Origin of the sequence: Blattabacterium cuenoti, assembly GCF_014251255.1 — a bacterium.
Classification (GTDB): domain Bacteria; phylum Bacteroidota; class Bacteroidia; order Flavobacteriales; family Blattabacteriaceae; genus Blattabacterium; species Blattabacterium cuenoti_W.
On the sequence record NZ_CP059182.1, the window covers coordinates 549,018 to 573,312 of the forward strand.

The window sequence follows — 24,295 nt, forward strand, 5'->3', positions numbered from 1 at the left end:
AGGAGTAGAGTAATATAGTAAAGTAACATACATAATAAATAATATATAAAATAAATATCTGAAAAAAAAGAATGGCAGAAATAATATCCATGCCCCAATTAAGTGACACAATGGAAGAGGGAACAGTTGTCAAATGGAATAAAAAGGTAGGAGACAAAGTTTCAGAAGGAGATATTTTGGCGGAAATAGAAACGGATAAAGCGACTCAAGATTTTGAAATTGATGTTAGTGGAATTCTCCTTTTTATAGGGGTAAAAGAAGGAGAAAAAACACGTGTTAATGAGACACTCGCTATCATTGGAAAAGAAGGAGAAGATATCAGTTTTCTTTTGTCTGAGTTAAAGAAAGAAAAAAAAAGTGAAGAAGAAGAAAAAGGAAAGAGAAGATTTATATCTCCTGTAGCAAAAAAAATGGCAAAAAAAATAGGAATTCCTATAAATAAAATAAAAGGAAGTGGAGAAAGAGGTCGTATCATTAAAAGAGATGTTGAAACATACGATAAAAATTTTAATCCTACTAAAGAGAAAGAGGAAGAAATGAAGATAAAAATAGAATCACGATATCCTCATTCTTCAATGAGAAAAAAAATTGCAACACATTTAACAAATTCTAAATTCACGGCTCCTCATTATTATTTAGTAATTGAGATTAATGTAGAAAAAATGATACAATTAAGAAAAAGTTTGAATGAAAAACTTTCTACAGAAGAGAGGATCTCTTTCAATGATATTATTATTAAAGCAGTTTCTATATCTTTGAAAGATCATCCTAATGTAAATGCTTCATGGAAAAAAGAAGAAATTATATATCATCCTTATATTCACATTGGAGTAGCCGTCTCTGTAAAAGATGGATTAATAGTTCCAGTAATTAAAAATACTGATCAAAAATCATTACTTCAAATATCTAAAGAAATAAAAGATAAAGTATTTCGTTCTAAATCAAAGAAAATACAACCAGAAGAAATAGAAAATAGTACGTTTACAGTTTCTAACTTGGGAATGTACGGAATTGAATTTTTTACTTCTATAATTAATATCCCTAATTCATCTATTCTTTCTGTAGGAGCTATTATGGAAAAACCTATTGTTAAAAATTCAAAAATAGAAATAGGACATGTTATGAAAATAACTCTATCTTGCGATCACAGGATTATAGATGGAACAACAGGAAGTAGTTATCTTCAGACATTAAAGAAAATGTTAGAAGATCCTATTACTATATTAGTTTAGTTTTATGTTTTTTTTATCCTTCTTTTTTCTTTGGAAAAAGATAGGATATAAGAATTGTAGATAAAAATATAATAGAAGGAAAAAATGTAAAAAATCTTTCATAGAAAAGAAAAGTCTTTTTTTTGTCTAAAAAATAAAAAATAAGTTTTACTCCAAGTATGATGATCACATAAAAAGCGGAATCTTTCAAAAGAGGTTTTTTTTCCATTATTTTCACAAATACTTGAGTAATCCATCTCGTAGACAAAATTCCTATAAAAATACCTAAAAAAATTAAAATACAATTTTCTGATAAAGAAACAGCTGCAAAAATGTTATCAATAGAAAAAGATAAATCCATTATTTCTATACTAAGAATTGTTTTCCAAAACGAATTTATGTTTTTCTTGTTATTTAAATTTTCTTTCTTTTTCTTGTTTTTGGAGAAGAAATATCTGCCCCCAAGATAAATTAAATAAATTCCTCCTAATGGCTTTAACCACCATATTTGAATTAATTTATATGCAAATATTAAACAAACACTCCTAAAAAAATAAGCTCCAAAAATACCATATTTTATAGCTTTTTTTCTATCTTCTTTTTTTATGTCCATCATCATAGATGCTAATAATGCTGCATTATCTATTGATAAAATACTTTCTATAAAAAAAATATTACCTACAGTGTAAATAGAAACTATAGGATGATCAATAATATTTTGAATGTCATTTTTTACAATGAATGAAATCATAATTCATTTAAAATGAACTTTGCAATTTCAATAAATTTCTGTAAGTACCTTGTTTTGAAATCAAATATTTATGTTTTCCTTGTTCTATAATTTTTCCTTTTTCTAATACAATAATATGATCTGCATTTCGTCTGAGAGTAGAAGATAATCTATGAGCTATTACTAATAAAGTTCGGTTTTTCATCATATGATTTAAAGCTTTCTGTACAGCTATTTCAGATTCTGTATCTAGAGAAGAAGTCGCCTCATCTAGTATCAGAATAGGAGGATTTTTTAATACGGCTCTTGCAATGCTAATTCTTTGTTTCTGCCCCAGAGATAATTTGTTTCCATTGTATCCAATAACTGTATTATATTCTTTTGGAAGTTTCTTAATAAAACAATGTGCATTTGCAATTTTAGCTGCTTGTATTATAGAATCCATAGAAACTATTTCTTCTACACCTAATGCAATATTATTGAAAACAGAATCATTAAAAAGAACTGGTTCTTGAGTAACCATTCCTAATAATCTTCTATAATCTCTAGTATTTAAACATTTGATATTGATTCCATCAATAGTAATCTCTCCAGAAGAAACATCATAAAAATTAGCAAGTAAATTTGCAATAGTAGATTTTCCACTTCCAGATTTTCCTACTAAAGCTATAGTTTTTCCTTTTTTTATAGTAAAATTTAAGTTTTGAATTAGAACTAATTTGTTATATGTGAATGAGACATTCCGAAACAAAATTTCATCTTCAAAATGAAAAATTGATTGAGATCTTTTTTTTTCATTTGAAACACATTTAGTATTTAATATTTCCACAATACGTTCTACAGAGGCTCTTCCTTTTTGAATATTCGATATAGAATTTACTAAACTTTTTGTTGGGTTGATTATTTGAAAAAAAAGACCTATAAAAGGGAAAAGAATTTCTGGATTCATTCCTTTTTTTTCTAAAAAAAGTTTTCCTCCATACCAAACAATTAAAATCATAGTAATGGAACTCAAAAATTCACTAATAGGAGAAGCTAATTCTTTTTTTCTATTAACACGTGCGGAAAGTTTTCTTTGACATTCAGATATGTTTTCAAAACGTCTTTGCATTTGATTTTCTGCATTAAAAATATTTATAACCTTTATAGAATTTAATGTTTCTTCTATCACAGAAAACAATTTTCCTAATTGATTTTGAGATCCTATCGCATCTTTTTTCAAACTTTTCCCTATAATAGATATTAATGTTCCCATTAAAGGAAGCAAAATAAAAACAAATAATGTTAACTGATAACTCATAAAAAATAAAGTAAATAAATGAAAAGAAACTATAATAGGATAACTAATAATATTAGCTAAAGAATTTACTATAGATCCTTCTATTTCGTTAATATCATTAGATAACCTTGACATTAAATCTCCATTTCTCTTATTAGAAAAAAAAATAATAGGTAAAGACAATATTTTTTTATGAAAATCATTCCGTATATTTCTAACTATAGAAGTTCTTATTCCTATCATAAAATATTCTGCTAAATATCTAAAGACATTTCGTATTAAAAAAAGGATCATAATAAAAATACAAAAAATGGCAAGTGTATTTGTTTTTCCATATTTATATGATATTGAATTAATACAATTGTGAAAATATTTTATAAAAAAATCAAAATATCCATTAAAAAAATTAAAAAATGTTGTTTTACTTTCTTCTTTTTTTTCAGTGACTTCAAGTAAAAGACTTAACACAGGAGAAATAGATATTATAGATATAATAGAAAACAAAGAATGTAAAAAATTACACGATATATTAAGAATATAATAATATTTATAGGGTTTGAAATAAGTTAAAATTTTTTCAAGTACATTCATTTAATTTATTTAAGTCCTATTTATAACAAAATTGTGTTATAATAACATAAATTTTTTTTTCAATAAAAAACTACGAATAAGAATTCGTATAATAAATTTGATTACAATTTTTATATGCATTATCTTATGATTTTTCAGAAAAAAAAACAAAAAAATGATAAACTTTTTATTTATTAGCATTGAAGAAAGTTTTTTTATTATTTTTATAGCTCTTCTTATATTTGGACCAAAAAAAATTCCTGATATAGCTCGCGGAATGGGTGAAGGAATTAGATATTTAAAAAATGCTAAAAACAAAATAAAAAATGAAATAATACAAAACAGTATTCAAAATTCAAAAAATAAAAATTTTTTTTTCAATAAAAAAAAAAAGAATCCTCCTAAAAAAACTAAAACGGAATAAGAATATAATCATTCCATGAAAAACTAAATATTCTTAATATTATTTCTATAATCTTTTATGATTGATTTATCAATCAATATTCTTCCTAAATTTTCTAAAGAATTTTTTCTCAAATAAGAATTTAATTCTTCCATTTCGGAAGAAAAATAAGAAGGAATTTTAGAAGGGTAAAAATGTTTTAAAGGTCTTACAAAAAAAATTCCTTTTTCTCCTAGTATAGGTTTAGAAGTTTCATATAATTTTAATGAAGAAGCAAAACCAACAACTTTAGGTTCTCTATCCCCATCAATTATGGAATCATAAAAATTTATTTTATAAGATTTTTTTATTTTTTTAGAAAAATAAAATGCTATTTTTTCCAAATTTGGATTTGAAAATTTTTTTCTCATCATATGAGATAAAAACTTATTTATTTTTTCTTTTTTTAAAAAAAGAACTAAATTATTTTTTGTTTTTTCTATTGAAAAAACTCTATTTTGAATTTTTGAAAGATATACGACAATATAATCTCTCTTGGAAGTAGAAATCATTTTGCAATCTCTTTCTTTTCTATTTTTTTCAAATGCCCAATGAATTATTTCTTTATCTTTTTCTGTATTTAATTCATCAATATGAGATTGATCAAATTTAATATTTTTCAAATATATTGTTTCGTATTTATTTTTTCTTGCATGATTAATAAATTTATTAAAATTAGAATTTTTATTTTCAATAAAAAATTTTCTTACTTTTTTGTAAAGAGAATTTTCTGTTTTTTTAGATGGAGTAAGAGTCTTTACAATGACTGCAAATTGATAAGCAGGCATCGGAATACTTTTTTTATCAATTCTAAATATATGATAACCAAATTTTGTTTCAGAAAAACCTATCATTCCTTTTTTATTTTTCAATGAAAAAATATCAAATGAATTAATAGAATAATTAGAATAATTTTGATCATCATATTTTATCCATCCTAAACTTCCTTTATCTTTTTTCGCACTCATTAAATCATCTGATTTTTTTATCACAAAAGAATCAAACAAAGAAGGATTTTTTTTAATCATATGAAATATATTCTCAGCTATTTCTTTAGCTTTTTTCTTCGTTCTGTGATTAGAAGAACGTATTGCATCTCTATGAGAGATTAAAATATGACTCACTAAAACGGAATCAGATATCATTTTTTTTCCAATTAGTTTAGCCATAAAATAAATATTTTCTTCCTTTATAGGTCCTATAATATTTCCAATTTTTTTATTTTTTGAAATAAAATTTTGTAAAACAGGTGGAAGAGACTTTTTTAAGTAAAAATTTGAATCAAAAAGTTTTTCAGATTGTTTTGAAACAAAAATATAATTTTGATTAGTAGATTGAAATTTACGAAATAATTTTTCCATCTTTTTTTTCATTTGATTTTCATCATCTAAAGATGGTTCAGAACGAAAAATAACGAAACCAAGACTTCTTATATTTTCTCTTTTATAAAGAAATTTATGATTCTTAATGTAATCATAAATATCATGATTTTTTATTAAAAACATGTTTTTATATCTATTTTCTATTTCTGAATAAGGAATAAAAACATAATCAATAAAAGAAAAAAAATTTTTATCCTTATAATTAAATTCTGCTTCAACTGAAGATGTATTTAATCCATACATTAACATTTCTATATATTTCTTTGCAAATATTTTTTTTGTTATATTTTTTTTTTCATAGGACCAAATATTTTTTTCTTCCTCAATTTTAGGATTCTGAACTTCAGATTCATTTTCTAATATTTTCAAATAATTTTTAAATTTTTTAAGATCTAAATTTCCATAAAAATCTTGAAAATCAAACACATGACTATATATAGATTGTTTAGAAACAGCATTCCAAAAATCTTTTTTTGTACTCTGTATTCCCAATTTTACAGCTTCTTGATTTAATATTTTTTCGTATACTAATAATTTCCAAGCTTCATTCTTCAAATAAAAATCTGGTTCTTCTTTACGAAATTGTTTCAAAAATTGAAAACAATCGATATATTCTTTCATAGAAATATTTTCTCCATTGACTTTCCCAACAATATTTGGACTTTCATAAAAAATTTTTAATAAAACATTAGGATCTAATACAAAAAAAAACAAAGAAATTCCTATAAATAAAAATAAAATCCATGTATTCCTTCTTATTTTTTCTAAAAAACTCATATATAATTTTTTTTTCTAAGAAAAACTTCTTCTATTTTATTTTTAGATACTTTGTTTATTGAAATAAAGAAAGTATCACTAATCATTATCTTTTCTCCTTTTTTAGGAATATTTCCTGTACAAGAAACAATTAAACCTCCTAAGGTTTCATATTCCTCTGATTTAGGAAGATCTAATTTATATTTAGTATTAAGAAAATCAATTTCTAAACGAGCAGAAAATAAAAACTCATTTTCATTTAATTTCTTTTCCACAAATAGAATTTCATCATGTTCATCTTTTATATCCCCAAGAAATTCTTCTAAAATATCTTCTATAGTTATCATTCCTGCTGTTCCACCATATTCATCTAATATTATAGCAATACTTTTTTTTTTCTTAATAAGAAGATCCATTATTTTTCGTATTGGAGTTGTTAAATGAACTAATTCTACTGGTCGAATTATAGATTCAAGATAATTTATTTTTTTTTTGAAGAATTCCAAATAATGAATATATCCTATAATATTATCTATATTATTTTTATAAATAACAATTTTTGAAAATCCTTTTTCTGTAAATTTATAACGAATTTTATCAAGAGAAGAAGTATTTATGTTGTAAGCAACTATTTCTTTTCTAGGAACCATACATTCTCTTGCTTTTTTTTCAGAAAAATCTAAAGCTTTATGAAAGATTTCCACTTCTGATTCTACTATTCCCTGAATATTGTTTTCTATATTTTCTGATATAAAAGAAATTAAATCTTCCTTATCAAAAATTTTAGTTTTTTCATTTCCTTTTTCCCCCAAAAAATTTAGAAAAATATTAGATAGATAAGTAATCAAATTTGTAATAGGAGAAAATATTTTATATAAAAAATATGCAGGAATAATAAATAAATTTAATAATTCATTAGAATATGCACTAAATATCATTTTAGGAATAAATTCTCCAATAATAAGAATAATAGTAGCGGAAAAAATTGTTTCTAGCAGAAAAAACCAAAAAGAATTATTGTAAATAAAAAACCATTTTGGAATAAAAAATGGAAATAATTTTCCCATATAAATTCCATATACGACTAAAGATATAGTATTTCCTATTAACATTGTCGTTATAAATTTTTTTGAATGTTTCATGCTTTTAGAAAGCAATTTAGAACGAAAAGAACCTTTCTTTTTTTCCAATTCTATTTGAAAAAAACTAGAAGAAATCAAAGCCATTTCCATTCCAGAAAAAAAAGCAGATACAAGTATAGTAATAAAAACTATACTAATATAAAAAATCATACCATTTTTATATAGGGATAATTCCACTAATATTTTTCAAGCTAATATTTTTAAAATCATCAGATGCCTCCAGTCCATTCATTGCCCGCAACATAGTTCCATCTGGATAATATATAATTGTACACTTATTGTTAAATATTTTTTTTTGTTTTCTATTCCAAAAAATTTCATCCGTTTTTAAAAAATATCCATTGGAACTTACAACTCTAATATTTCCTTTGATATGATAAAAAATTTTTTCAGTTGATTTAACCCAATCTGCAGTAAGAGAAATATATTCTTTTGTATTTTTTTTATCAAAAAAAAATAATTGTATTCCTTTAGGAAACAAAGTAGAAATAGAATATTCTTCCATAATTGGAAAATTCATGAATAATCTAGGAATTCCATTTTCCTTAGATAAAATACTTGTGCGAAGAAAAATCCTATGAGGAATTTCTTTACGTTTTTTATTCTTTATCAACTTAATGAAATTTTTTTTTTCTGTTGTACATGAAAAAAAAAGAAAAAATACTAATAAAAAAAATAGCTTTACAAAACTTTTCAAAAGATTACTTCTTCTTATTTTTTTATTGTTGTACTTTTGTATCATAGTTAATCGGTATCTTAGCTCAGTTGGTAGAGCAAAGGACTGAAAATCCTTGTGTCCCCGGTTCGATTCCGGGAGATACCACTAAAAAAAAATAATCAAATTCCTAATTCTTTTTTGACTTCTTCTGTGATATCTATTCCTTTATTAACTAATACTCCTTTTCCAGGACTACAATCATCTACACGTAGAATATTTTTATTTCTATCCATTACTTTATGGATGGCATTATCTATTTTTTTAGACAAAGGATTTAACAGTTGTTCTTGTCTTTTAGCTAAATCTTCTGCAGCTTTTTTTTGATATGCATGAACTCTTGCTTGAAAAACTTCTAATTCTCTTTTCAAAACTGGATTTCTATTCCTCTGAAATCTTTTAGATTTATTATGAAATTCTTTCACTAACTTTTCCAATGTATTTTCATGACTTTTAGTCAATTTTTCTAATTCTTTTTTAGCAGTAGAAAATTCAGGCATTTTCTCAACCAGAATCGTACTATTAAGACAAACAATTCTTTGACTACATTCTTTAGAATATCCTTGTATACCAATTATATTAAAAAATATAAAAAACAATAGATAATAAAAAATCATATTTTTTCTCATAAGAAAAATTTTAAAATTTAATTTCAATTAATCTTGACCTATGATAAAATGTGTTTTCCATTTTGATTTAAAATGATCTTTTCCTTCTTCATTATTACTACTTATTCCCATTATTATAGGATGACCAAAATCTATTCCAAAAAATCCTATAGGAGAAAAAAACATACGAAATCCAACTCCAAAAGATTTATTCATTTTAAATGGATTAAATTTTTTATAAGAATCACTAATACTTCCTCCTTCTAAAAAGAAGGAAGTCCAAAATTTGGACAAATTTTCATTTTCATTAGAAAATGATTTAATCAAATAACGAATTTCAAAAAGAGATTTATTATAAATAATTCCTCCATCATTTGGAGTAAGATCTTCATGATCGGAATATCCTCTTAATGAAATATGATCTCTATCTTCTAATTTGTTTCCACCCATAGAAAATTTATGAAATGAAAAATAATTTTTTTCATTATTCCCTAATATTCCAAATTCTCCACCTACTTTAATTACCATTTGATCTACAATTTTTTTATACCAATAAGAAACCATTTTAATCTTAAAAAATTCCATCCAATCTAATTGATTTTTGTTTTTATTCTTTAAAACCAAAGAATAAGGAAGAGTAAAAATTGTATCAACTTGTATTTTTGATCCATCAATAGGATAAATTAAGTCTGGATCTCCATAAAATCTTTGAAAAGAAATTAAGTAATTTAAATTATTCAATCGTAAAAAAGGATCACTATGACTTTTTTTGTAAAAAAATTTATCATAACACGTCGATAATCTTATTTTAGAATAAGGATCCAAAAAAGTTAAAAATTTATCCCAATAAATAGAAGATCCTATTTTTTCTAAAAATATTTCTTCATTTTTTGGAAAAAAAGACTTATCGTTTTTTATTTTATTTTTTGAGAAATAAGTTTCAAAAGTAAGAGATGTTGGATTTTTTTTCTCTATCCATGGTTCTGTAAAAGAAAGTCCATAAGATTTTTTATCTTTTCCAAATTGACTAAATAATAATAATTTTTGTCCTTCTCCTTGAGGGATAGGATTCCAATTCCATTTCAAAAAATTAAGAAGAGAAAAATTTCCAAAACTTAATTTTAAGTTTCCAAGAAGTTTTCCTTTTTCATATCCTCCATGCAATTTGATTTGATTAGATCCTTTTTCAACTACATGCCATTCTATATCTACACGATCATGCTCCTTATTGGGTTTAATATATGGATAAATTTTATTTGTCTCAAACAGATTTAAATTTACCAAACGAAGTAAACTAGATTTTATTTCTTTAGGAGAAAGAAGATCTCCTGGAGAAGTGGTTAATTCACGTCTAATAACATGATCTTTAGTGATTGTATTTCCTGATATATTTACTTTCTTTATATATACTGGATGATTTTCTTCTATTTTTATCTCTAGATGAACTTGATTTTTATTATCTATTTTTGTTTCTATAGGAACAATTTTTGCGAAAAAATATCCTCTATCTAAATAATTTGAAATAATACTATATGCATAATCTGAATTAGAAATATTGTTATTAATTCCAATTTTATCATAAGGATCTCCTTTTTTATAAACAAGAATTTTTCTCAAAAAATCTGTTTTAAAAACAGTATTTCCTATAAAATTAACATCTCCTAAAGAATATTGATTTCCTTCAATCACTTTTATTTTTATGCTATAATTGCCAGATTCTTCTTTCCATATCGTATCTAAAATCACTTTAGCATCTAGAAATCCCATTGAGAAATATTTTTCTCTAATATTTTTTAAATCATCTTTTATTTTTTCATCTACGAAAAGAAAAGGTTTTTCTATTATGGGAATATAAAATTTATTTCTAGTCTTAGTCATAAGACTCATCAACATTTTTTGACTTAAAATTTTATTTCCATCAAATAAAATACTTTCTATAAAAGTCTTTTTTCCTTTTCTCACAGAGAGATTTAAAATATTCTTCTTTTTTTTACAAAATAGAATATTTTTTTTTATATAAATTTCTTTATATCCTTTTTTAAGATAATAATCTTTAATTTCATTATGAAGAGATTGAATTAAATCATAAGAAATTTTCTCTCCTTCACGTATTTTTTGAACAGTGTCAAATTGTGTTATTCCAGTCCCTTTTATATTTATTTTGTGAATTTCTATTGAATCTTCTAAATCAAAAAGCAAATCAATTTCATTTTCTTTTGATGAAAATCTATCCTTTTTATAAAAAATAGAAATCTTTTTAAAAAGATTACTTTTCCATAATTCTTTAATGATATCATCTATTTTTTTCCCAGGAATTTCAATCTTATCTCCAATAGAAAGATGAGACAAATTTGAAATAAAAATAGGATCATATTTTGTTTTTCCTATGATTTTAATATTTTTTACAATGAAAAAAGAATTTTTATTTTCTTGAATTCCATTTTCTATTCCTATTTGATTTGTTTTAGCAAATAAGAAATGTATTTGTATTATTATTAAAAAGAAAAATATTCTATTTATCTTTTTTTTCATATTCATTCTTGGTTCATAAAATGAAACGCTTAATTAAGTTATCCTTATCCAACTTTTCCAAATCTACGTTTCCTTTTTTGATAATTTATTATAGCTTCAAAAAAATCTTTTTTACGAAAATCTGGCCATAAAACATTGGTAAAATAAAATTCTGCATAAGCAGATTGCCAAAGTAAAAAATTACTGATACGTTGTTCTCCACTAGTTCTAATTATAAGATCTACATCTGGAATATCATTAGTATATAAATGATTTTTAAAAGAAGAATGAGTTACATCATTTAATGACAAATGTCCAATTTTAACTTTTTCAGCAATATTTTTTGTTGCTCTCAAAATCTCCTCTCTTCCTCCATAACTTAAGGCTAAAATTAAAGTTCCCGATGTATTATGTTTCGTTTTTTTTCTAAAAAAAATCAATTCTTCTTGAATTAATTTAGAAAATTTTTCTATTTCTCCTATAGGAATAATTTTGACATTATTTTCATGAATTTCTTCTAAATGACTTTTTAAATTAACATGAAATAGACGCATTAAATTATCTATTTCCTTTTTTGGACGATTCCAGTTTTCTGAGGAAAAAACATATAAAGTAATATAGGGAATTCCTAATTCTTTTCCAACACTTATAGTTTCTCTTACAGATTGAATTGCATTTTCATGACCAAATGTTCTTAACTTCCCTCTTTTTTCGGCCCAACGTCCATTCCCATCCATAATAATGGCTACATGATGAGGAATATTTTTGTAATTTATTTTTTCTAACAAATTTTCCATAAAATCATAATCCATAGTTCTATTCGACTCTACTTAACTTTTTTAGTAGACTAATAATTAAACTAACAAATATATATAGAAAATTAAGAAAAGATAGACTGTTTTTATTTTAATTTCTTTGATCCATTCCCCATAATAATTTTTCTCGTAAAGTTTTATAGTAAGTTTGTTTTTTTTCTTGAATTAAATATATATAAAAAGGAGCTTTTCTAATAGATAATTCATTCTCCTGACTTAAAGAAGTAAGCCGAGTGTCCAAAGACAAAGAATAAGATTGAACACGACTATGTATTTTTAAATGTACTTTTTGATGATCTGAAATAATTAATGGACGTGAAAATAAATTGTGTGGAGATATAGGAGTAAGAACAAAATTTTTATTATCTGGAGTAATAATTGGCCCTCCACAACTTAAAGAATATCCGGTAGAACCAGTAGGTGTAGAGATAATTAATCCATCTGCCCAATAAGATGTTAAAAATTCATTATCTATATATGCATCTATAGTAATCATGGAAACTGTTTCTTTACGAAAAATCACTATTTCATTTAACGCAAAATTAAAAAATAGATCATGATTTTTTATGATCGAAGTTTCTAACCATAATAAACTGCGAGGAATTAAATGAAATTTTTGATTAAAAATTTGATCTATTTTTTTTAGAAAAACATCCTTGTTAAAAGTTGCTAAAAATCCTAAATTTCCTGTATTGACTCCAACAATAGGAATTCCTGAATCTCTAATTAGAGTAATAGCAGATAATATAGTTCCATCTCCTCCAAAAGTAAACATTAAACTGAAATCTTTTGTTAATTCCTTATAATGAGAAAAAATTGGAAAATTCAAATTTTTAAATTCTTCAAAAGAAGATAAAACATTAAAAAATGATTTCTCAATATAAATTTTTATTGAATGATTTGATATATAGCCTATGAACTGTTTCATGTATGGAATATTTTTCTTAACAAATTTTTGTCCATATACGGCTATTTTCATTGTGTATTTACTTAATTTTTTTTTCTTAAAATAAATAAAAATTACAAATTTTATTGATTTATTCACATTTTACTTAATTAGTTTCGTCTTAATTAAACTAAATTTGTTTTTTTTGTTTCTTTAAAAAAAGAAAACAATGAAACAATCTTTATTTCATGCTAAAGTTCTTTTGTTTGGAGAATATGGAATTTTGGAAAATTCTAGTGGACTTTCTATTCCTCATGATTCCTATCAAGGAACTTTAAAATTTCAATCTACTTCTTCTAGAGAATTTTTTTCTTCTAATTTAGAATTAGAAAAATATTTTAAATTTTTATTTTTTCTAGAAAAAAATAAAAATTTAGTTTCATTAAATCTGAAAAAATTATATGAGGATATTCAAAAAGGAATTTTTTTTTATTCAAACATTCCTCAAAAATATGGAATTGGAAGTTCAGGTGCATTAGTTGCCGCTATTTATGAGAAATATGCTATAAGTAAATTGAAAAAATGTACAAAAAAACACGAAAACATAATAAATTTAAGGAAAATATTTAGTCAAATGGAATCTTTTTTTCACGGAAAAAGTTCTGGAATTGATCCTTTAATTTGTTACTTAAATATTCCTTTGCTTATTCGTTCAGAAACGAATATCTCTTCTATAAGAATTCCTACAAAAAGAATAAAAAAAGGAAAAGGAGCTATTTTTTTACTAGATTCAGGAAAACCCAGTAAAACATCATCCATGATAAAATTTTTTTTAGAAAAATTAAAACATGATAAATTTAGAAAAATATTGAAAGAAGAATTTATAAAATATAATGAAAAATGTATAGAAACTTTTCTTAAAGGAGATTTTAAAGTTTTACTAAAACACGTCAAGTTACTTTCCGCTTGGGTTTTTCATCATTTTCGTCCTATGATTCCAAAAAATTTTTTGAAAATATGGGAAGAAGGACTTTTCACGAACATACATTATCTAAAATTGTGTGGTTCTGGAGGAGGAGGTTTCTTATTAGTATTTACTCCAAATTATGATTTATCTATAAAAAAACTAAAAAAATATACAACAGAAGTTCTTTTTCGTTTTTAAAGAAAAAAAGTTGATAATGAACAAAAAAAAAGATGGGTTTATACGATTAAATCATTACTTATCTAATGCAGGTATTTCTTCAAGAAGAAAATCTGATCAATTGATTCAATCAGGAGTTGTAGAAGTGAATGGAAAATATGTTTCAAAACTAGGAACTATAATTCACGTAAATGATATTGTCAAATTACATGGACATCGCATTAAAAATAAAAAAAAAATATATATACTTCTTAATAAACCAAAAGGAGTTATCACTTCTACAAGTGACAGATATAAAAGAAAAACAGTTATGGATTTAATACCAAATTTTTCTAATAATCGAGTCTTCCCTGTAGGAAGACTCGATCGTTTAACCACAGGAGTCTTACTTCTTACAAATGATGGATCTCTCACTGAAAAATTAACTCATCCAAAATATAATATTAAAAAAATATATCATGTTTTATTAAACAAAAAAATTAAACCCCAAGATATTGATCTCATTAGAAAAGGAAAGATATCTCTTTATGAAGGAAGAATCAAAGTTGATTTTATTTCCTGCGGAAATAGAAAAAATAGAATAAAAATAGGATTACATATAGGATGGAATAGAGTGATTAGACGCCTTTTTAAAAAACTAACTTATCAAGTTATACAACTAGACAGAGTGAATTTTGGAGGATTCACTAAAAAAAATCTTAAAGTAGGATGTTGGTGTTTTTTAAATAAAAAAGAAATAAATAACACAATAAAAATTCATGAAAAAAATAAGCATTATTAATGGTCCTAATTTAAATCTTTTAGGAAAAAGAGAACCAGAATTATATGGAACTGAAAGTTTTGTATACTTCCTGAAAAAATTGAAAAAAAAAAACTTTTTTGTGATATAGATATCACTTATTATCAAAGTAATCACGAAGGAAAAATTATAGACATTTTACATGTTGTTGGATTTCAATCAGATGGAATTGTAATTAATGCGGGAGCTTACACTCATACATCTTTAGGGATTGCTGATGCTATTAAATCAATCCCAGCTCCAGTTATAGAAGTTCATATTTCTAATGTCCATTCAAGGGAATCTTTTAGAAAAAGATCATTTTTATCTTCTGTATGCAAAGGAACTATTTTTGGATTTGGATTAAAATCTTATGAGTTGGGAATAATCAGTTTTTTTTTATAAAATTTATTTCAAATTATGAAATTTTTCAATAAAACGAATAATTTTTTCTTTTCCATATTTTTTCTTTACAGAAACTTGAAAACATTTAGGAATTGAAAAAAATTTTTTTTCAATTTTTTTTTTATGTAAAAAAATATTTTTATTAAGATTTCTTTTATTTAATTTATCTGTTTTTGTAAAAATAATACAAAAATGAATTCCAAATATTTTCAATTTTTGCATGAAATCTATATCCATTTTTTGTAGTGTAATTCTGCAATCAATTAATAAAAACAAACAAGTAAAATTTTTATGAAAAATGTAGTCTTTGATTAATTTATCTGTTTTTTTTTTTCTCTCTTTTTTTTAGTAGAATACCCATATCCGGGTAAATCTATTAAATACCATTGATGATTTATTAAAAAATAATTAATAAATTCTGTTCTTCCAGGATGGGAAGAAACTCTGGCAAGTTTTTTTCCAATAATAAGATTAATTAAACTAGATTTTCCTACATTAGAACGTCCAGCAAAAACATATTTAGGGAAATCAGAAAAAAAGAATTGATTTGAAGTGACCATACTTCCTTTAAATTGTGCTGAAAGAATTTTCATAGTTTTTTTTTTCAAATTTAGAAAGCCATTTTTCTAATATTTCTATAAATTTTTTTGGATGTTCCATCATAGGAACATGTCCGCATTTGTCTATCCAATGTAATTCAGAATGAGGAAGCAGCCTATAAAATTCTTTCGCTACTTCTGGAGGGGTTACATGATCTTGTTTTCCCCAAATTAAACAAATAGGCTGATGAATCATAGACAAATCTTTTGACATATTGTATTTCATAGCGCTTCTTGCAAGATACAAAGTTTTAATTCCTTTTTTCTTATCATTCACAATATGAAATACTTCATCTACTAATTTTTTAGTAGCAATTTTAGGATTAAAAAATACTTCCTGTGATTTTTTTTTAATATATTCGTAATTTTCTCTTTTAGGAAAAGCATCTCCAAAAGATTTTTCAAATAAACCTGAACTTCCTGTAAGAACAACAGAGTGAACTAAATCCAATCTTTTTTTTGCTATTATTAAAGCAATATGTCCTCCAAGAGAATTCCCTATTAATGTCGATTTTTTAACACCTATCTCACTTAAAAATTGAGCAATATATTTAGATAAACTATAAATATTTGTAAGAAATAAAGGCCTATTATAAAGAGGAAGTGAAGGAATAATCACTTGATATCCTTTTTTTGGAAAAAAATCTAAAAGAGCATTAAAATTGCTTAATCCTCCCATCAACCCATGAAGTAGTATTAAGGGATGACCTTTTCCCTTTTTTATATAAGAATACTTTTTTTCTTTTTGAATACACATAAAATCATATGTTTTTATTATTAAGTTGTTTTTTTTTCCATTTTTCTTGAATTAAAAAATAGGCTTTTTTAGCTGCAATTTCTTCTGATTTTTTTTTTGACGGACCTCTTCCTTTAGTTTTTATTCCATATTTAGAAACGGTAAATTCAGACAGATAAGTAATTATCTGTTTATTTTTTTCTGAAACTCCTTTTTCTTCTCTAAAAGTGTTAAAATTTATAAAAAATTTGTTTTTTTGAGACCATTCTATAATCCATACTTTGTAACTAAAAATCTCCTTTTGCAACTTTGCAACATTAACATGAGAATGTAATATTTTTTTATATACAAAATCTTTGCAACCTTTGTATCCTATTTCTAAATAAATGAATCCTATTAAAGCTTCAAGAATATTTCCTAATATATTATCTGATATAATTGTATTTTCTTTTTTTAAAAAAATATCTGTAAGAGTTAATTTTTTAGAAATTTCATTTAAATTTCTTCTACATACGATTTTAGATCGTACTTGAGTTAATTCCCCTTCTTTTTTTTCAGGAAGTCTTTCACATAAAAAATGTGAAATAATGGAATTTAATACAGCATCTCCCAAGAATTCTAATCTTTGAAAATCAAAAAAATAATTCTTTTTATCAAAATTTCTTTTTTTTGTTGAAAAGCTATGAATAAATACCTTTTTCAACAATTTTAAATTATTAGGACAAAAACCCAATATTTTTTTTAATTTACTAATTAAAACAGAATCATCATTTTCATCATTTTTTTTCATCAAAAAAATGTTATTAAATAACATCTATTTTCTTAAATAAAATACAAACATTGTGTCCTCCAAAACCAAAAGTATTACATATACTAATTTTTACTTCTCTTTTTATAGCTTTGTTTGGTGTAAAACTAATTTTTGGATCTATCTTCTCATCTAGATGAAATAAATTAATAGTTGGCGGAATTATTTTTTTTGTTAAAGGAAGAATAGAAGCTATTGCTTCTATTGCTCCTGATGCTCCTAATAAATGTCCTGTCATAGATTTTGTAGAATTAATATCAATATTATATATATTATCATGAAAAACTTCTTGAATTGCTCTCACTTCAGCAAGATCTCCTAAAATAGTAGAAGTTCCATGAGAATTAATGTGATCTACTTCACAATATTCAATTCCAGCATCTTGAATTGCTGTTGTCATTGCTAAAACAATCCCTTTTCCTTCTGGATGAGGAGCCGTGATATGATAAGCATCTCCAGACATTCCTACTCCTCCTATTTCTGCATAAATAGTAGCTCCTCTTTCTTTAGCATGTTGATATTCTTCAAGAATTAGACATCCAGATCCTTCTCCTAAAACAAATCCATCTCTATCCTTATCGAAAGGCCGTGAAGCGGTTTGATAATCTTCATTTCTAGTAGATAATGCATGCAAAGCATTAAATCCTCCTACTCCACTTTGCGTAATAGCTGCTTCGGAACCACCAGCAACCATAATATCTGCCTTACCCAAACAGATTAAATGATAAGCATCTACTATTGCATTAGATGATGAAGCACAAGAAGATACAGTTGCATAATTAGGTCCATGAAGACCATAATTCATAGAAATAAATCCAGCTGTAATATCTATGAGCATTTTAGGAATAAAAAATGGACTAAATCTAGGATATCTTCCCCCGTTAACATAATCTGAAATAGATTTTTCTAAATTTAAAAGACCTCCTATTCCAGAAGACCAAACAACACCTATCCGTTCTTTTTTTTCATTAGAAAAATTTATTCCACTATTTTTAACAGCTTCTTCAGAAGCTAAAATCCCATATTGAGCACACGGATCTAATTTTCTTCTTTCTTTTTTACTAAAAAAAACACTCGGATCATAATTTTTCAATTCACAAGCAAATTTAGTTTTATATTTTTTTGTGTCAAAATATGTAATAGGAGCAGCTCCGCTTTTTCCCTTAATAAGGGATATCCAATACTCTTCTACATTATTTCCTATTGGATTAATAGAACCAATTCCAGTAACGACGACTCTCTTTAATTCCTCTATACCTCCCATAAACAAAATAATAAATATTATTATTCATTTTTCTTTTTTTTAAGAATCAGGAACTTCACCTTTTTTTTCTTGATTTTTATTCATCTTTTCTTTCTCATTTAAAAGATCTTCTATTGCCTGTATAGCTTCACCGACAGTAGTAATTTTCTCCGCTTTTTCATCAGAAATACTAATATTAAATTCTTTTTCGAACTCCATAATAAGTTCCACTATATCTAAGGAATCTGCACCTAAATCATTAGTAAAGCTAGCTGTTGGAAGAATTTCATTTTCTTCTACACTTAATTTTTCTACGATAAGAGCATTGACTCTTGATGCAATATCAGACATAGAATCTATAGTTTTTGTTTTTTTTTATGATACAAAATTAGTAAACTTTTGTAAATCATATATAAATTTGTCTTTCATAGAAATTCAATAACAAAATATGAGTTCTCTTTCTATAGAAAATTACGGAATCCTAAATTCTTCAAATTATTGTCAATTATCTCCTGATGAATTACAAAACATAATTATTAAAAATGGAATGGGAATGGAAACAAAATCAGGAGTATTGGCTATTAATACTGGTTCTTTTACTGGAAGATCTCCTAAAGATAGATTTATTGTTAAAGATCGTATTACAGAAAATAAAATTTGGTGGGATGAAAAATTTAATCAATCATTTGATCAAAAAAAATTTGATAATTTGTATCAAAAACTCGTTCATTATTTATCTGGTAAAAAATTATATGTAAGAGATGGTTATCTTTGCTCGGATAAACGTTATCAGCTGAATATTCGTTCTATTAGTGAATATCCTTGGTCTGATCTATTTATACATAATCTTTTTTTAAGGATTCCAAAAATTGGAAGAATCCTTCCAGATTGGTTATTGTTATGTGCTCCTGGATTTTATGCTAATCCAATAACGGATGGAACACGGAAAAAAAATTTTTCTATATTAAATTTCTTAAAAAAAATTATATTAATTGGTGGATCTGGATATACAGGAGAAATAAAAAAATCCATTTTTTCTGTTCTAAATTTCATACTTCCTACATATAAAAATGTATTTCCTATGCATTGTGCTGCAAATGTAGGAATTCATAAAAAAGATACTGCTCTTTTCTTTGGATTATCTGGAACTGGAAAAACAACTATTTCCAGTGGAGATAAGAATAGAAAATTAATAGGAGATGATGAACATGGATGGACATATGACAACATTATTTTTAATTTTGAAGGAGGTTGTTATGCAAAAATATTGGGAATTTCTAAAGAAAAAGAACCAATGATTTATCATGCAATAAAAAAAGGAGCTATGTTGGAAAATGTAGTTTTTAAAAAAGGAACAAAAGAAGTTGATTATTTCAATGATTCTATCACGCAAAACATGCGAATCAGTTATCCTATTTTTTTTGTAAAGAATATTGAAAAAAAATTGTTATCTTCCAATATAAGAAACATTTTTTTTCTAACTTATGATGCTTTTGGAGTATTGCCTCCTATAGCAAAATTAAACAAAGCACAATCTGCTTATTATTTTTTATTGGGATACACTTCTAAAGTCGCTGGAACAGAATTAAATATAAAAAAACCACAAGCAACTTTTTCTTCTTGTTTTGGAGCTCCATTTATGCCTCTACATCCTATTCAATACACAAATATGCTAATAGATAAATTAAATAAGACGGAAATAAGCGTATGGATGGTTAATACCGGATTTATATCTGGAGAAGATTCCCTAGGAGGATTTCGAATCCAATTAAAAGATACACGTAAACTTGTAAAATCTGCCTTGGATGGATGTTTATCTAAAGTTCCTTATGAAAAAGATCCTATTTTTAATTTTAAAATTCCAAAATATTGTCCGGGAATATCTTCTGATATATTAAATCCCAAAGAAACATGGAAAGATAAAAAAATGTATCAAATTCAAGTAGAAAAACTTGTAAAAAAATTTATTAAACATTTTGATAAATACAGAAAATACACAAATAAAAGTCTCTCATCTGGAGAACCTAAAATATTATAATTCATTTTTTTTACTCAAAATATACTTTCCTAAAATATCAAATTCCACATTAACAATGTCTCCAATTTTTAAATATTTAAAATTTGTTTTTTCATATGTATAAGGAATAACCGATGTGCTAAATCTGAATTTAGCACATTTTATTATAGTCAGACTGATTCCATTTATGGCAATAGATCCTTTTTCTACAACCACATTGTATAAACTTTTTTTAGAAAGAAAAGAAAAAATCCAACTTCCATTTTTGTTTTCTATTTCAATGATTTTAGCTGTTGTATCTATATGTCCTTGTACGATATGACCGTTTAATCTTTCATTAATTTTCATTCCACGTTCTAAATTTACTTCATCATTTATTTTTAATACATTTAAATTAGTACGATAGAAAGTTTCTTCAGAAGCAATTACTGAATAAATTTTTTTATTGTGATTTATATTTATTATGGTAAAACATATTCCATTATGAGAAATACTTTGATTAATTTTTATTTCGTTATATAAAAATGGATTATTCAAAGTGATACAAAGATTATTTTTATCTCGATATAATCTATGGACTTTTGTTGTACATTCTATGACTCCAGTAAACATATAAAAAATAATTTATTTTTTTTAATAAAAAATATAATTTAAAATAATTTTTAAATGCTTTTATGAAAAATAGAAAAATTAGAGTGGGAATCTCTACTGGAGATCTCAATGGAATAGGAATGGAAATATTTCTAAAGGTATGCCGTAAAAAAAAACTTTTAGATTTTTTTACACCTATACTATTTGGATCTAAAAAATTGTGTTCTTATTATAAGAAGATTCTAAATATCGAAGTTAGCAATATACGAGAAATAAAAAGTTTCAAAGAGATTGTTGATTATAAAATCAATGTTTTAAATATTTGGAAAGAAGATATTAAATTTGATTCTATTGGAATTAATCCTGATTCAGGAAAATATCCTATTTTATCTTTAAAAAAAGCAACTAAAGCTTTAAAAGAAGATAAAATAGATGTTCTTGTAACAGCTCCAGTAAACAAAAATTGGATGAACATCAAAGGATTTCCTTTTTTTGGTCATACCGAATATTTCCAAAATGTTTTGGAAGGAGAATCATTAATGATAATGATTCATGATACTTTAAAAATTGCCTTAGTTACTAATCATTTACCATTGAAAAAAGTGAGTTCAGAACTCACTTTAGAAAAAATTATAAAATCTGTACAGATTTTACATAAATCTTTATTAATAGATTTCTCTATAGAAAAACCTAAAATGGCAGTGTTAGGATGTAATCCTCACTCAGGAGAAAATGGTTTAGTTGGAGATGAAGAAAAAACAAAAATTAAACCAGCTATTGATTATTTATTTCAAAAACAAAAATTATTAGTTTTTGGTCCTTATTCTCCAGATGGATTTTTTGGAAATCATAGTTATCGTTATTTTGATGCTATTTTAGCAATGTATCACGATCAAGGGTTAATTCCTTTTAAAACATTAACCTTTAATGAAGGAGTCAATTTTACTGCAGGACTTTCTCATATACGAACTTCCCCAGACCATGGAGTAGCATATGATATTGCCAAAAAAGGAATTGCTAATGAAAAATCTTTTGAAGAAGCTATTTTCAGTGCAATAAAAATATTCAAAAATAGAAAAGAACATATGAAAATTTCAAAAGAAAAAGATCTTTCATAAAAGAATAAAAACAATATTCTTTTTTACTTGTAACAAACCTCCATTTATTTTAATAATAAAATTTTTCTTCTTAAAAGAAGATAATTTTAGGAATCCTCCTCCTAGGAGAGAGATCATTGAATCATGATTTTCTAATATTTGAAAAAATCCATTTAATCCAGGAGCTGTTATAGATGTTGCGCTATCTTGATAGAAAACTTTTTCATAATTAATAATTGTAACCTGCATTGTTTTGTATATTTTTTTTTTATTATTTATCTATTCTATCCTACTTTTTTTACAGTTCCTATCACTTGTTCAATAGTTCCTTTCAAATTAAAAGCTATTTCTGGAATATTATCCAATTCTCCATCCATTATCATATTAAATCCTTTAATTGTATCTTCAATTCTTACAAATTCCCCTTCAATTCCTGTAAACTGTTTTGCTACATGAAATGGTTGAGATAAGAATCGTTGAACACGTCTAGCACGAAAAACTGTCAATTTATCTTCTTCACTTAATTCTTCTATTCCTAAAATCGCTATAATGTCTTGCAAAGAATTATATTTCTGTAAAATTTCTTTAACACGTTGTGCACAATCATAATGATCTTTATGAATAATATCCGGAGACAAAATCCGTGAAGTAGAATCTAATGGATCAATTGCAGGATAAATTCCTAAAGAAGCTATTTTTCTTGAAAGAACTGTTGTTGCATCTAGATGAGAAAACGTAATAGCTGGAGCTGGATCTGTTAAATCATCTGCAGGGACATAAACCGCTTGTACAGAAGTTATAGATCCTTTTTTAGTAGATGTTATTCTTTCTTGCATAGATCCCATTTCAGAAGACAAAGTTGGTTGATATCCAACAGACGAAGGAATTCTTCCTAATAAAGCTGAAACTTCTGATCCGGCTTGAGTAAATCTAAATATATTATCTATAAAAAACAAAACATCTTGTCCTTTTTTTTCTATAGACTGATCTCTATAATACTCTGCTAATGTTAATCCAGATAAAGCAACTCTAGCTCTTGCTCCGGGTGGTTCATTCATCTGTCCAAAAACAAAAGCAGCTTTAGATGTCTTTAAAGCTTCTTTATCTACTTTAGTCAAATCCCAATTTCCTTTTCTCATTGATTTCATAAAAGAATCTCCATATTTTATAATTCCAGATTCCAACATTTCTCTTAATAAATCATTTCCTTCTCTAGTACGTTCTCCTACTCCTGCAAATACAGAACGTCCTCCATGTCCTTTTGCTACATTATTAATTAGTTCTTGTATTAATACAGTCTTCCCTACTCCAGCTCCTCCAAATAATCCAATTTTTCCTCCTTTTGGATAAGGTTCTATCAGATCAATAACTTTAATTCCTGTATAGAGTATCTCTGTTTTAGTAGATAAATCTTTAAATTTTGGAGGAACCCTATGAATAGGTTTAATTTTATCTAAATTATCTAATCCATCTATACTATCTCCCAAAACATTAAATACACGTCCATTAATAGATTCTCCTGTAGGCATACAAATTGGACCATTCATAACCTCTACTTCTTTTCCTCTTTGTAATCCGTCTGTTGTATCCATAGATATACAACGAACAGTAGATTCTCCAATATGTTGTTGGACTTCTAGTACAATTTTCTTATTATGTAAATTCACTTTTAATGCATCATATATTTTAGGAAGAAAAGAAACTTCTTTAAAAGAAACATCCACAACGGGTCCTATAATTTTAATTATTTTTCCTTTTAATTTTTTCTTGTGCATAGAATTTTTTCTATAGAGTATACGCAAATCATTTATATTTGTAAATGTAAAAGAA

Annotated in this window: 24 protein-coding genes, 1 tRNA gene and 1 pseudogene; 8 read left to right on the top strand and 18 right to left on the bottom strand. The window is 25.1% G+C overall.

The window, feature by feature from the left end; genetic code table 11:
* Nucleotides 1-71: 71 nt before the first annotated feature.
* Nucleotides 72-1,232 carry a dihydrolipoamide acetyltransferase family protein gene (locus H0H77_RS02650; protein WP_185851509.1) on the top strand — a complete coding sequence of 387 codons (1,161 nt, stop codon included), beginning with the start codon at nucleotides 72-74 and terminating at the stop codon, nucleotides 1,230-1,232.
* 13 nt (nucleotides 1,233-1,245) lie between these two features.
* On the opposite strand, the gene H0H77_RS02655 is transcribed toward H0H77_RS02650, so the two are convergent.
* Together H0H77_RS02655 and H0H77_RS02660 are read right to left on the bottom strand one after the other, a co-directional pair.
* Entirely contained in the window at nucleotides 1,246-1,962 is a 717-nt protein-coding gene (locus tag H0H77_RS02655) for a DUF475 domain-containing protein (protein WP_185851510.1), read from the bottom strand.
* A gap of 7 nt (nucleotides 1,963-1,969) precedes the next feature.
* Nucleotides 1,970-3,811, bottom strand: a complete 1,842-nt coding sequence (locus H0H77_RS02660) for an ABC transporter ATP-binding protein (protein ID WP_185851511.1) — start codon at nucleotides 3,809-3,811, stop codon at nucleotides 1,970-1,972.
* A gap of 154 nt (nucleotides 3,812-3,965) precedes the next feature.
* On the opposite strand from H0H77_RS02660, the gene H0H77_RS02665 reads away from it, so the two are divergent.
* Complete coding sequence (locus tag H0H77_RS02665; RefSeq protein ID WP_185851512.1) at nucleotides 3,966-4,214, top strand: Sec-independent protein translocase subunit TatA/TatB; 249 nt, start codon at nucleotides 3,966-3,968, stop codon at nucleotides 4,212-4,214.
* A gap of 23 nt (nucleotides 4,215-4,237) precedes the next feature.
* Here H0H77_RS02665 and H0H77_RS02670 read toward each other — a convergent pair whose 3' ends face one another.
* From H0H77_RS02670 to H0H77_RS02680, 3 genes are read right to left on the bottom strand one after another with little or no spacing between them, the layout of a single operon-like run.
* A complete protein-coding gene (locus H0H77_RS02670; RefSeq protein WP_185851513.1) occupies nucleotides 4,238-6,391 on the bottom strand; it encodes a peptidylprolyl isomerase in 2,154 nt (717 codons plus the stop codon).
* Nucleotides 6,388-7,662 carry a hemolysin family protein gene (locus tag H0H77_RS02675; protein WP_185851514.1) on the bottom strand — a complete coding sequence of 425 codons (1,275 nt, stop codon included), beginning with the start codon at nucleotides 7,660-7,662 and terminating at the stop codon, nucleotides 6,388-6,390. Before H0H77_RS02675 ends, H0H77_RS02670 begins: the two co-directional genes overlap by 4 nt.
* A 7-nt stretch (nucleotides 7,663-7,669) precedes the next feature.
* Nucleotides 7,670-8,254 carry a hypothetical protein gene (locus H0H77_RS02680; protein WP_238783787.1) on the bottom strand — a complete coding sequence of 195 codons (585 nt, stop codon included), beginning with the start codon at nucleotides 8,252-8,254 and terminating at the stop codon, nucleotides 7,670-7,672.
* An 8-nt stretch (nucleotides 8,255-8,262) separates the two neighbouring features.
* On the opposite strand from H0H77_RS02680, the gene H0H77_RS02685 reads away from it, so the two are divergent.
* Nucleotides 8,263-8,335 (top strand) — tRNA-Phe (locus tag H0H77_RS02685).
* Between the two features lie 14 nt (nucleotides 8,336-8,349).
* Here H0H77_RS02685 and H0H77_RS02690 read toward each other — a convergent pair.
* From H0H77_RS02690 to H0H77_RS02705, 4 genes are all read right to left on the bottom strand, one after another.
* Nucleotides 8,350-8,844, bottom strand: coding sequence for an OmpH family outer membrane protein (locus H0H77_RS02690; RefSeq protein WP_238783788.1), 495 nt, complete (start codon nucleotides 8,842-8,844; stop codon nucleotides 8,350-8,352).
* A 39-nt stretch (nucleotides 8,845-8,883) separates the two neighbouring features.
* Nucleotides 8,884-11,367, bottom strand: coding sequence for a BamA/OMP85 family outer membrane protein (locus tag H0H77_RS02695; RefSeq protein ID WP_185851516.1), 2,484 nt, complete (start codon nucleotides 11,365-11,367; stop codon nucleotides 8,884-8,886).
* 44 nt (nucleotides 11,368-11,411) lie between these two features.
* On the bottom strand, nucleotides 11,412-12,143 hold the full coding sequence (locus H0H77_RS02700; protein WP_185851884.1) for an isoprenyl transferase: 732 nt from the start codon (nucleotides 12,141-12,143) through the stop codon (nucleotides 11,412-11,414).
* Between the two features lie 109 nt (nucleotides 12,144-12,252).
* Nucleotides 12,253-13,140 carry an NAD kinase gene (locus H0H77_RS02705; protein WP_185851517.1) on the bottom strand — a complete coding sequence of 296 codons (888 nt, stop codon included), beginning with the start codon at nucleotides 13,138-13,140 and terminating at the stop codon, nucleotides 12,253-12,255.
* A 136-nt stretch (nucleotides 13,141-13,276) separates the two neighbouring features.
* On the opposite strand from H0H77_RS02705, the gene H0H77_RS02710 reads away from it, so the two are divergent.
* The 3 genes and pseudogenes from H0H77_RS02710 to H0H77_RS02720 all read left to right on the top strand — a co-directional run bounded on the left by H0H77_RS02710 (nucleotide 13,277) and on the right by H0H77_RS02720 (nucleotide 15,374).
* Nucleotides 13,277-14,212, top strand: coding sequence for a mevalonate kinase family protein (locus H0H77_RS02710; RefSeq protein WP_185851518.1), 936 nt, complete (start codon nucleotides 13,277-13,279; stop codon nucleotides 14,210-14,212).
* Nucleotides 14,213-14,228: 16 nt separating this feature from the next.
* A complete protein-coding gene (locus H0H77_RS02715; protein WP_185851519.1) occupies nucleotides 14,229-14,972 on the top strand; it encodes a pseudouridine synthase in 744 nt (247 codons plus the stop codon).
* Nucleotides 14,950-15,374 (top strand): annotated as a pseudogene (locus H0H77_RS02720) (type II 3-dehydroquinate dehydratase). Before H0H77_RS02715 ends, H0H77_RS02720 begins: the two are co-directional and overlap by 23 nt.
* A 3-nt stretch (nucleotides 15,375-15,377) precedes the next feature.
* Here H0H77_RS02720 and H0H77_RS02725 read toward each other — a convergent pair.
* The 6 genes from H0H77_RS02725 to H0H77_RS02750 form a co-directional block, all read right to left on the bottom strand.
* Nucleotides 15,378-15,611 (bottom strand): hypothetical protein, encoded by a 234-nt coding sequence (locus H0H77_RS02725; RefSeq protein ID WP_185851520.1) that lies wholly within the window; start codon nucleotides 15,609-15,611, stop codon nucleotides 15,378-15,380.
* Between the two features lie 74 nt (nucleotides 15,612-15,685).
* Nucleotides 15,686-15,967 (bottom strand): GTP-binding protein, encoded by a 282-nt coding sequence (locus H0H77_RS03110; protein ID WP_185851521.1) that lies wholly within the window; start codon nucleotides 15,965-15,967, stop codon nucleotides 15,686-15,688.
* On the bottom strand, nucleotides 15,942-16,730 hold the full coding sequence (locus tag H0H77_RS02735) for an alpha/beta fold hydrolase (protein WP_185851522.1): 789 nt from the start codon (nucleotides 16,728-16,730) through the stop codon (nucleotides 15,942-15,944). The genes H0H77_RS03110 and H0H77_RS02735 overlap by 26 nt, the downstream gene beginning before the upstream one ends.
* 4 nt (nucleotides 16,731-16,734) lie before the next feature.
* On the bottom strand, nucleotides 16,735-17,499 hold the full coding sequence (locus H0H77_RS02740; RefSeq protein ID WP_238783789.1) for a ribonuclease III family protein: 765 nt from the start codon (nucleotides 17,497-17,499) through the stop codon (nucleotides 16,735-16,737).
* A gap of 13 nt (nucleotides 17,500-17,512) precedes the next feature.
* The gene (fabF, locus tag H0H77_RS02745) at nucleotides 17,513-18,781 is read right to left on the bottom strand and encodes a beta-ketoacyl-ACP synthase II (protein ID WP_185851524.1); all 1,269 of its coding nucleotides are present in this window, start codon (nucleotides 18,779-18,781) and stop codon (nucleotides 17,513-17,515) included.
* Nucleotides 18,782-18,820: 39 nt separating this feature from the next.
* Nucleotides 18,821-19,111, bottom strand: a complete 291-nt coding sequence (locus H0H77_RS02750; protein WP_185851525.1) for an acyl carrier protein — start codon at nucleotides 19,109-19,111, stop codon at nucleotides 18,821-18,823.
* A gap of 97 nt (nucleotides 19,112-19,208) precedes the next feature.
* Between H0H77_RS02750 and H0H77_RS02755 the strand changes: the two genes are divergently transcribed.
* Entirely contained in the window at nucleotides 19,209-20,798 is a 1,590-nt protein-coding gene (locus H0H77_RS02755) for a phosphoenolpyruvate carboxykinase (ATP) (RefSeq protein WP_185851526.1), read from the top strand.
* Here H0H77_RS02755 and H0H77_RS02760 read toward each other — a convergent pair.
* On the bottom strand, nucleotides 20,793-21,389 hold the full coding sequence (locus H0H77_RS02760; protein WP_185851527.1) for a riboflavin synthase: 597 nt from the start codon (nucleotides 21,387-21,389) through the stop codon (nucleotides 20,793-20,795). The genes H0H77_RS02755 and H0H77_RS02760 overlap by 6 nt on opposite strands.
* A 62-nt stretch (nucleotides 21,390-21,451) precedes the next feature.
* On the opposite strand from H0H77_RS02760, the gene pdxA reads away from it, so the two are divergent.
* A complete protein-coding gene (pdxA, locus tag H0H77_RS02765; RefSeq protein WP_185851528.1) occupies nucleotides 21,452-22,486 on the top strand; it encodes a 4-hydroxythreonine-4-phosphate dehydrogenase PdxA in 1,035 nt (344 codons plus the stop codon).
* Here the strand turns inward: pdxA and H0H77_RS02770 are convergent.
* Together H0H77_RS02770 and atpD are read right to left on the bottom strand one after the other, a co-directional pair.
* On the bottom strand, nucleotides 22,481-22,714 hold the full coding sequence (locus tag H0H77_RS02770) for a F0F1 ATP synthase subunit epsilon (protein ID WP_185851529.1): 234 nt from the start codon (nucleotides 22,712-22,714) through the stop codon (nucleotides 22,481-22,483). The genes pdxA and H0H77_RS02770 overlap by 6 nt on opposite strands.
* A 35-nt stretch (nucleotides 22,715-22,749) precedes the next feature.
* The gene (atpD, locus tag H0H77_RS02775) at nucleotides 22,750-24,240 is read right to left on the bottom strand and encodes a F0F1 ATP synthase subunit beta (protein ID WP_185851530.1); all 1,491 of its coding nucleotides are present in this window, start codon (nucleotides 24,238-24,240) and stop codon (nucleotides 22,750-22,752) included.
* Between the last annotated feature and the right edge of the window lie 55 nt (nucleotides 24,241-24,295).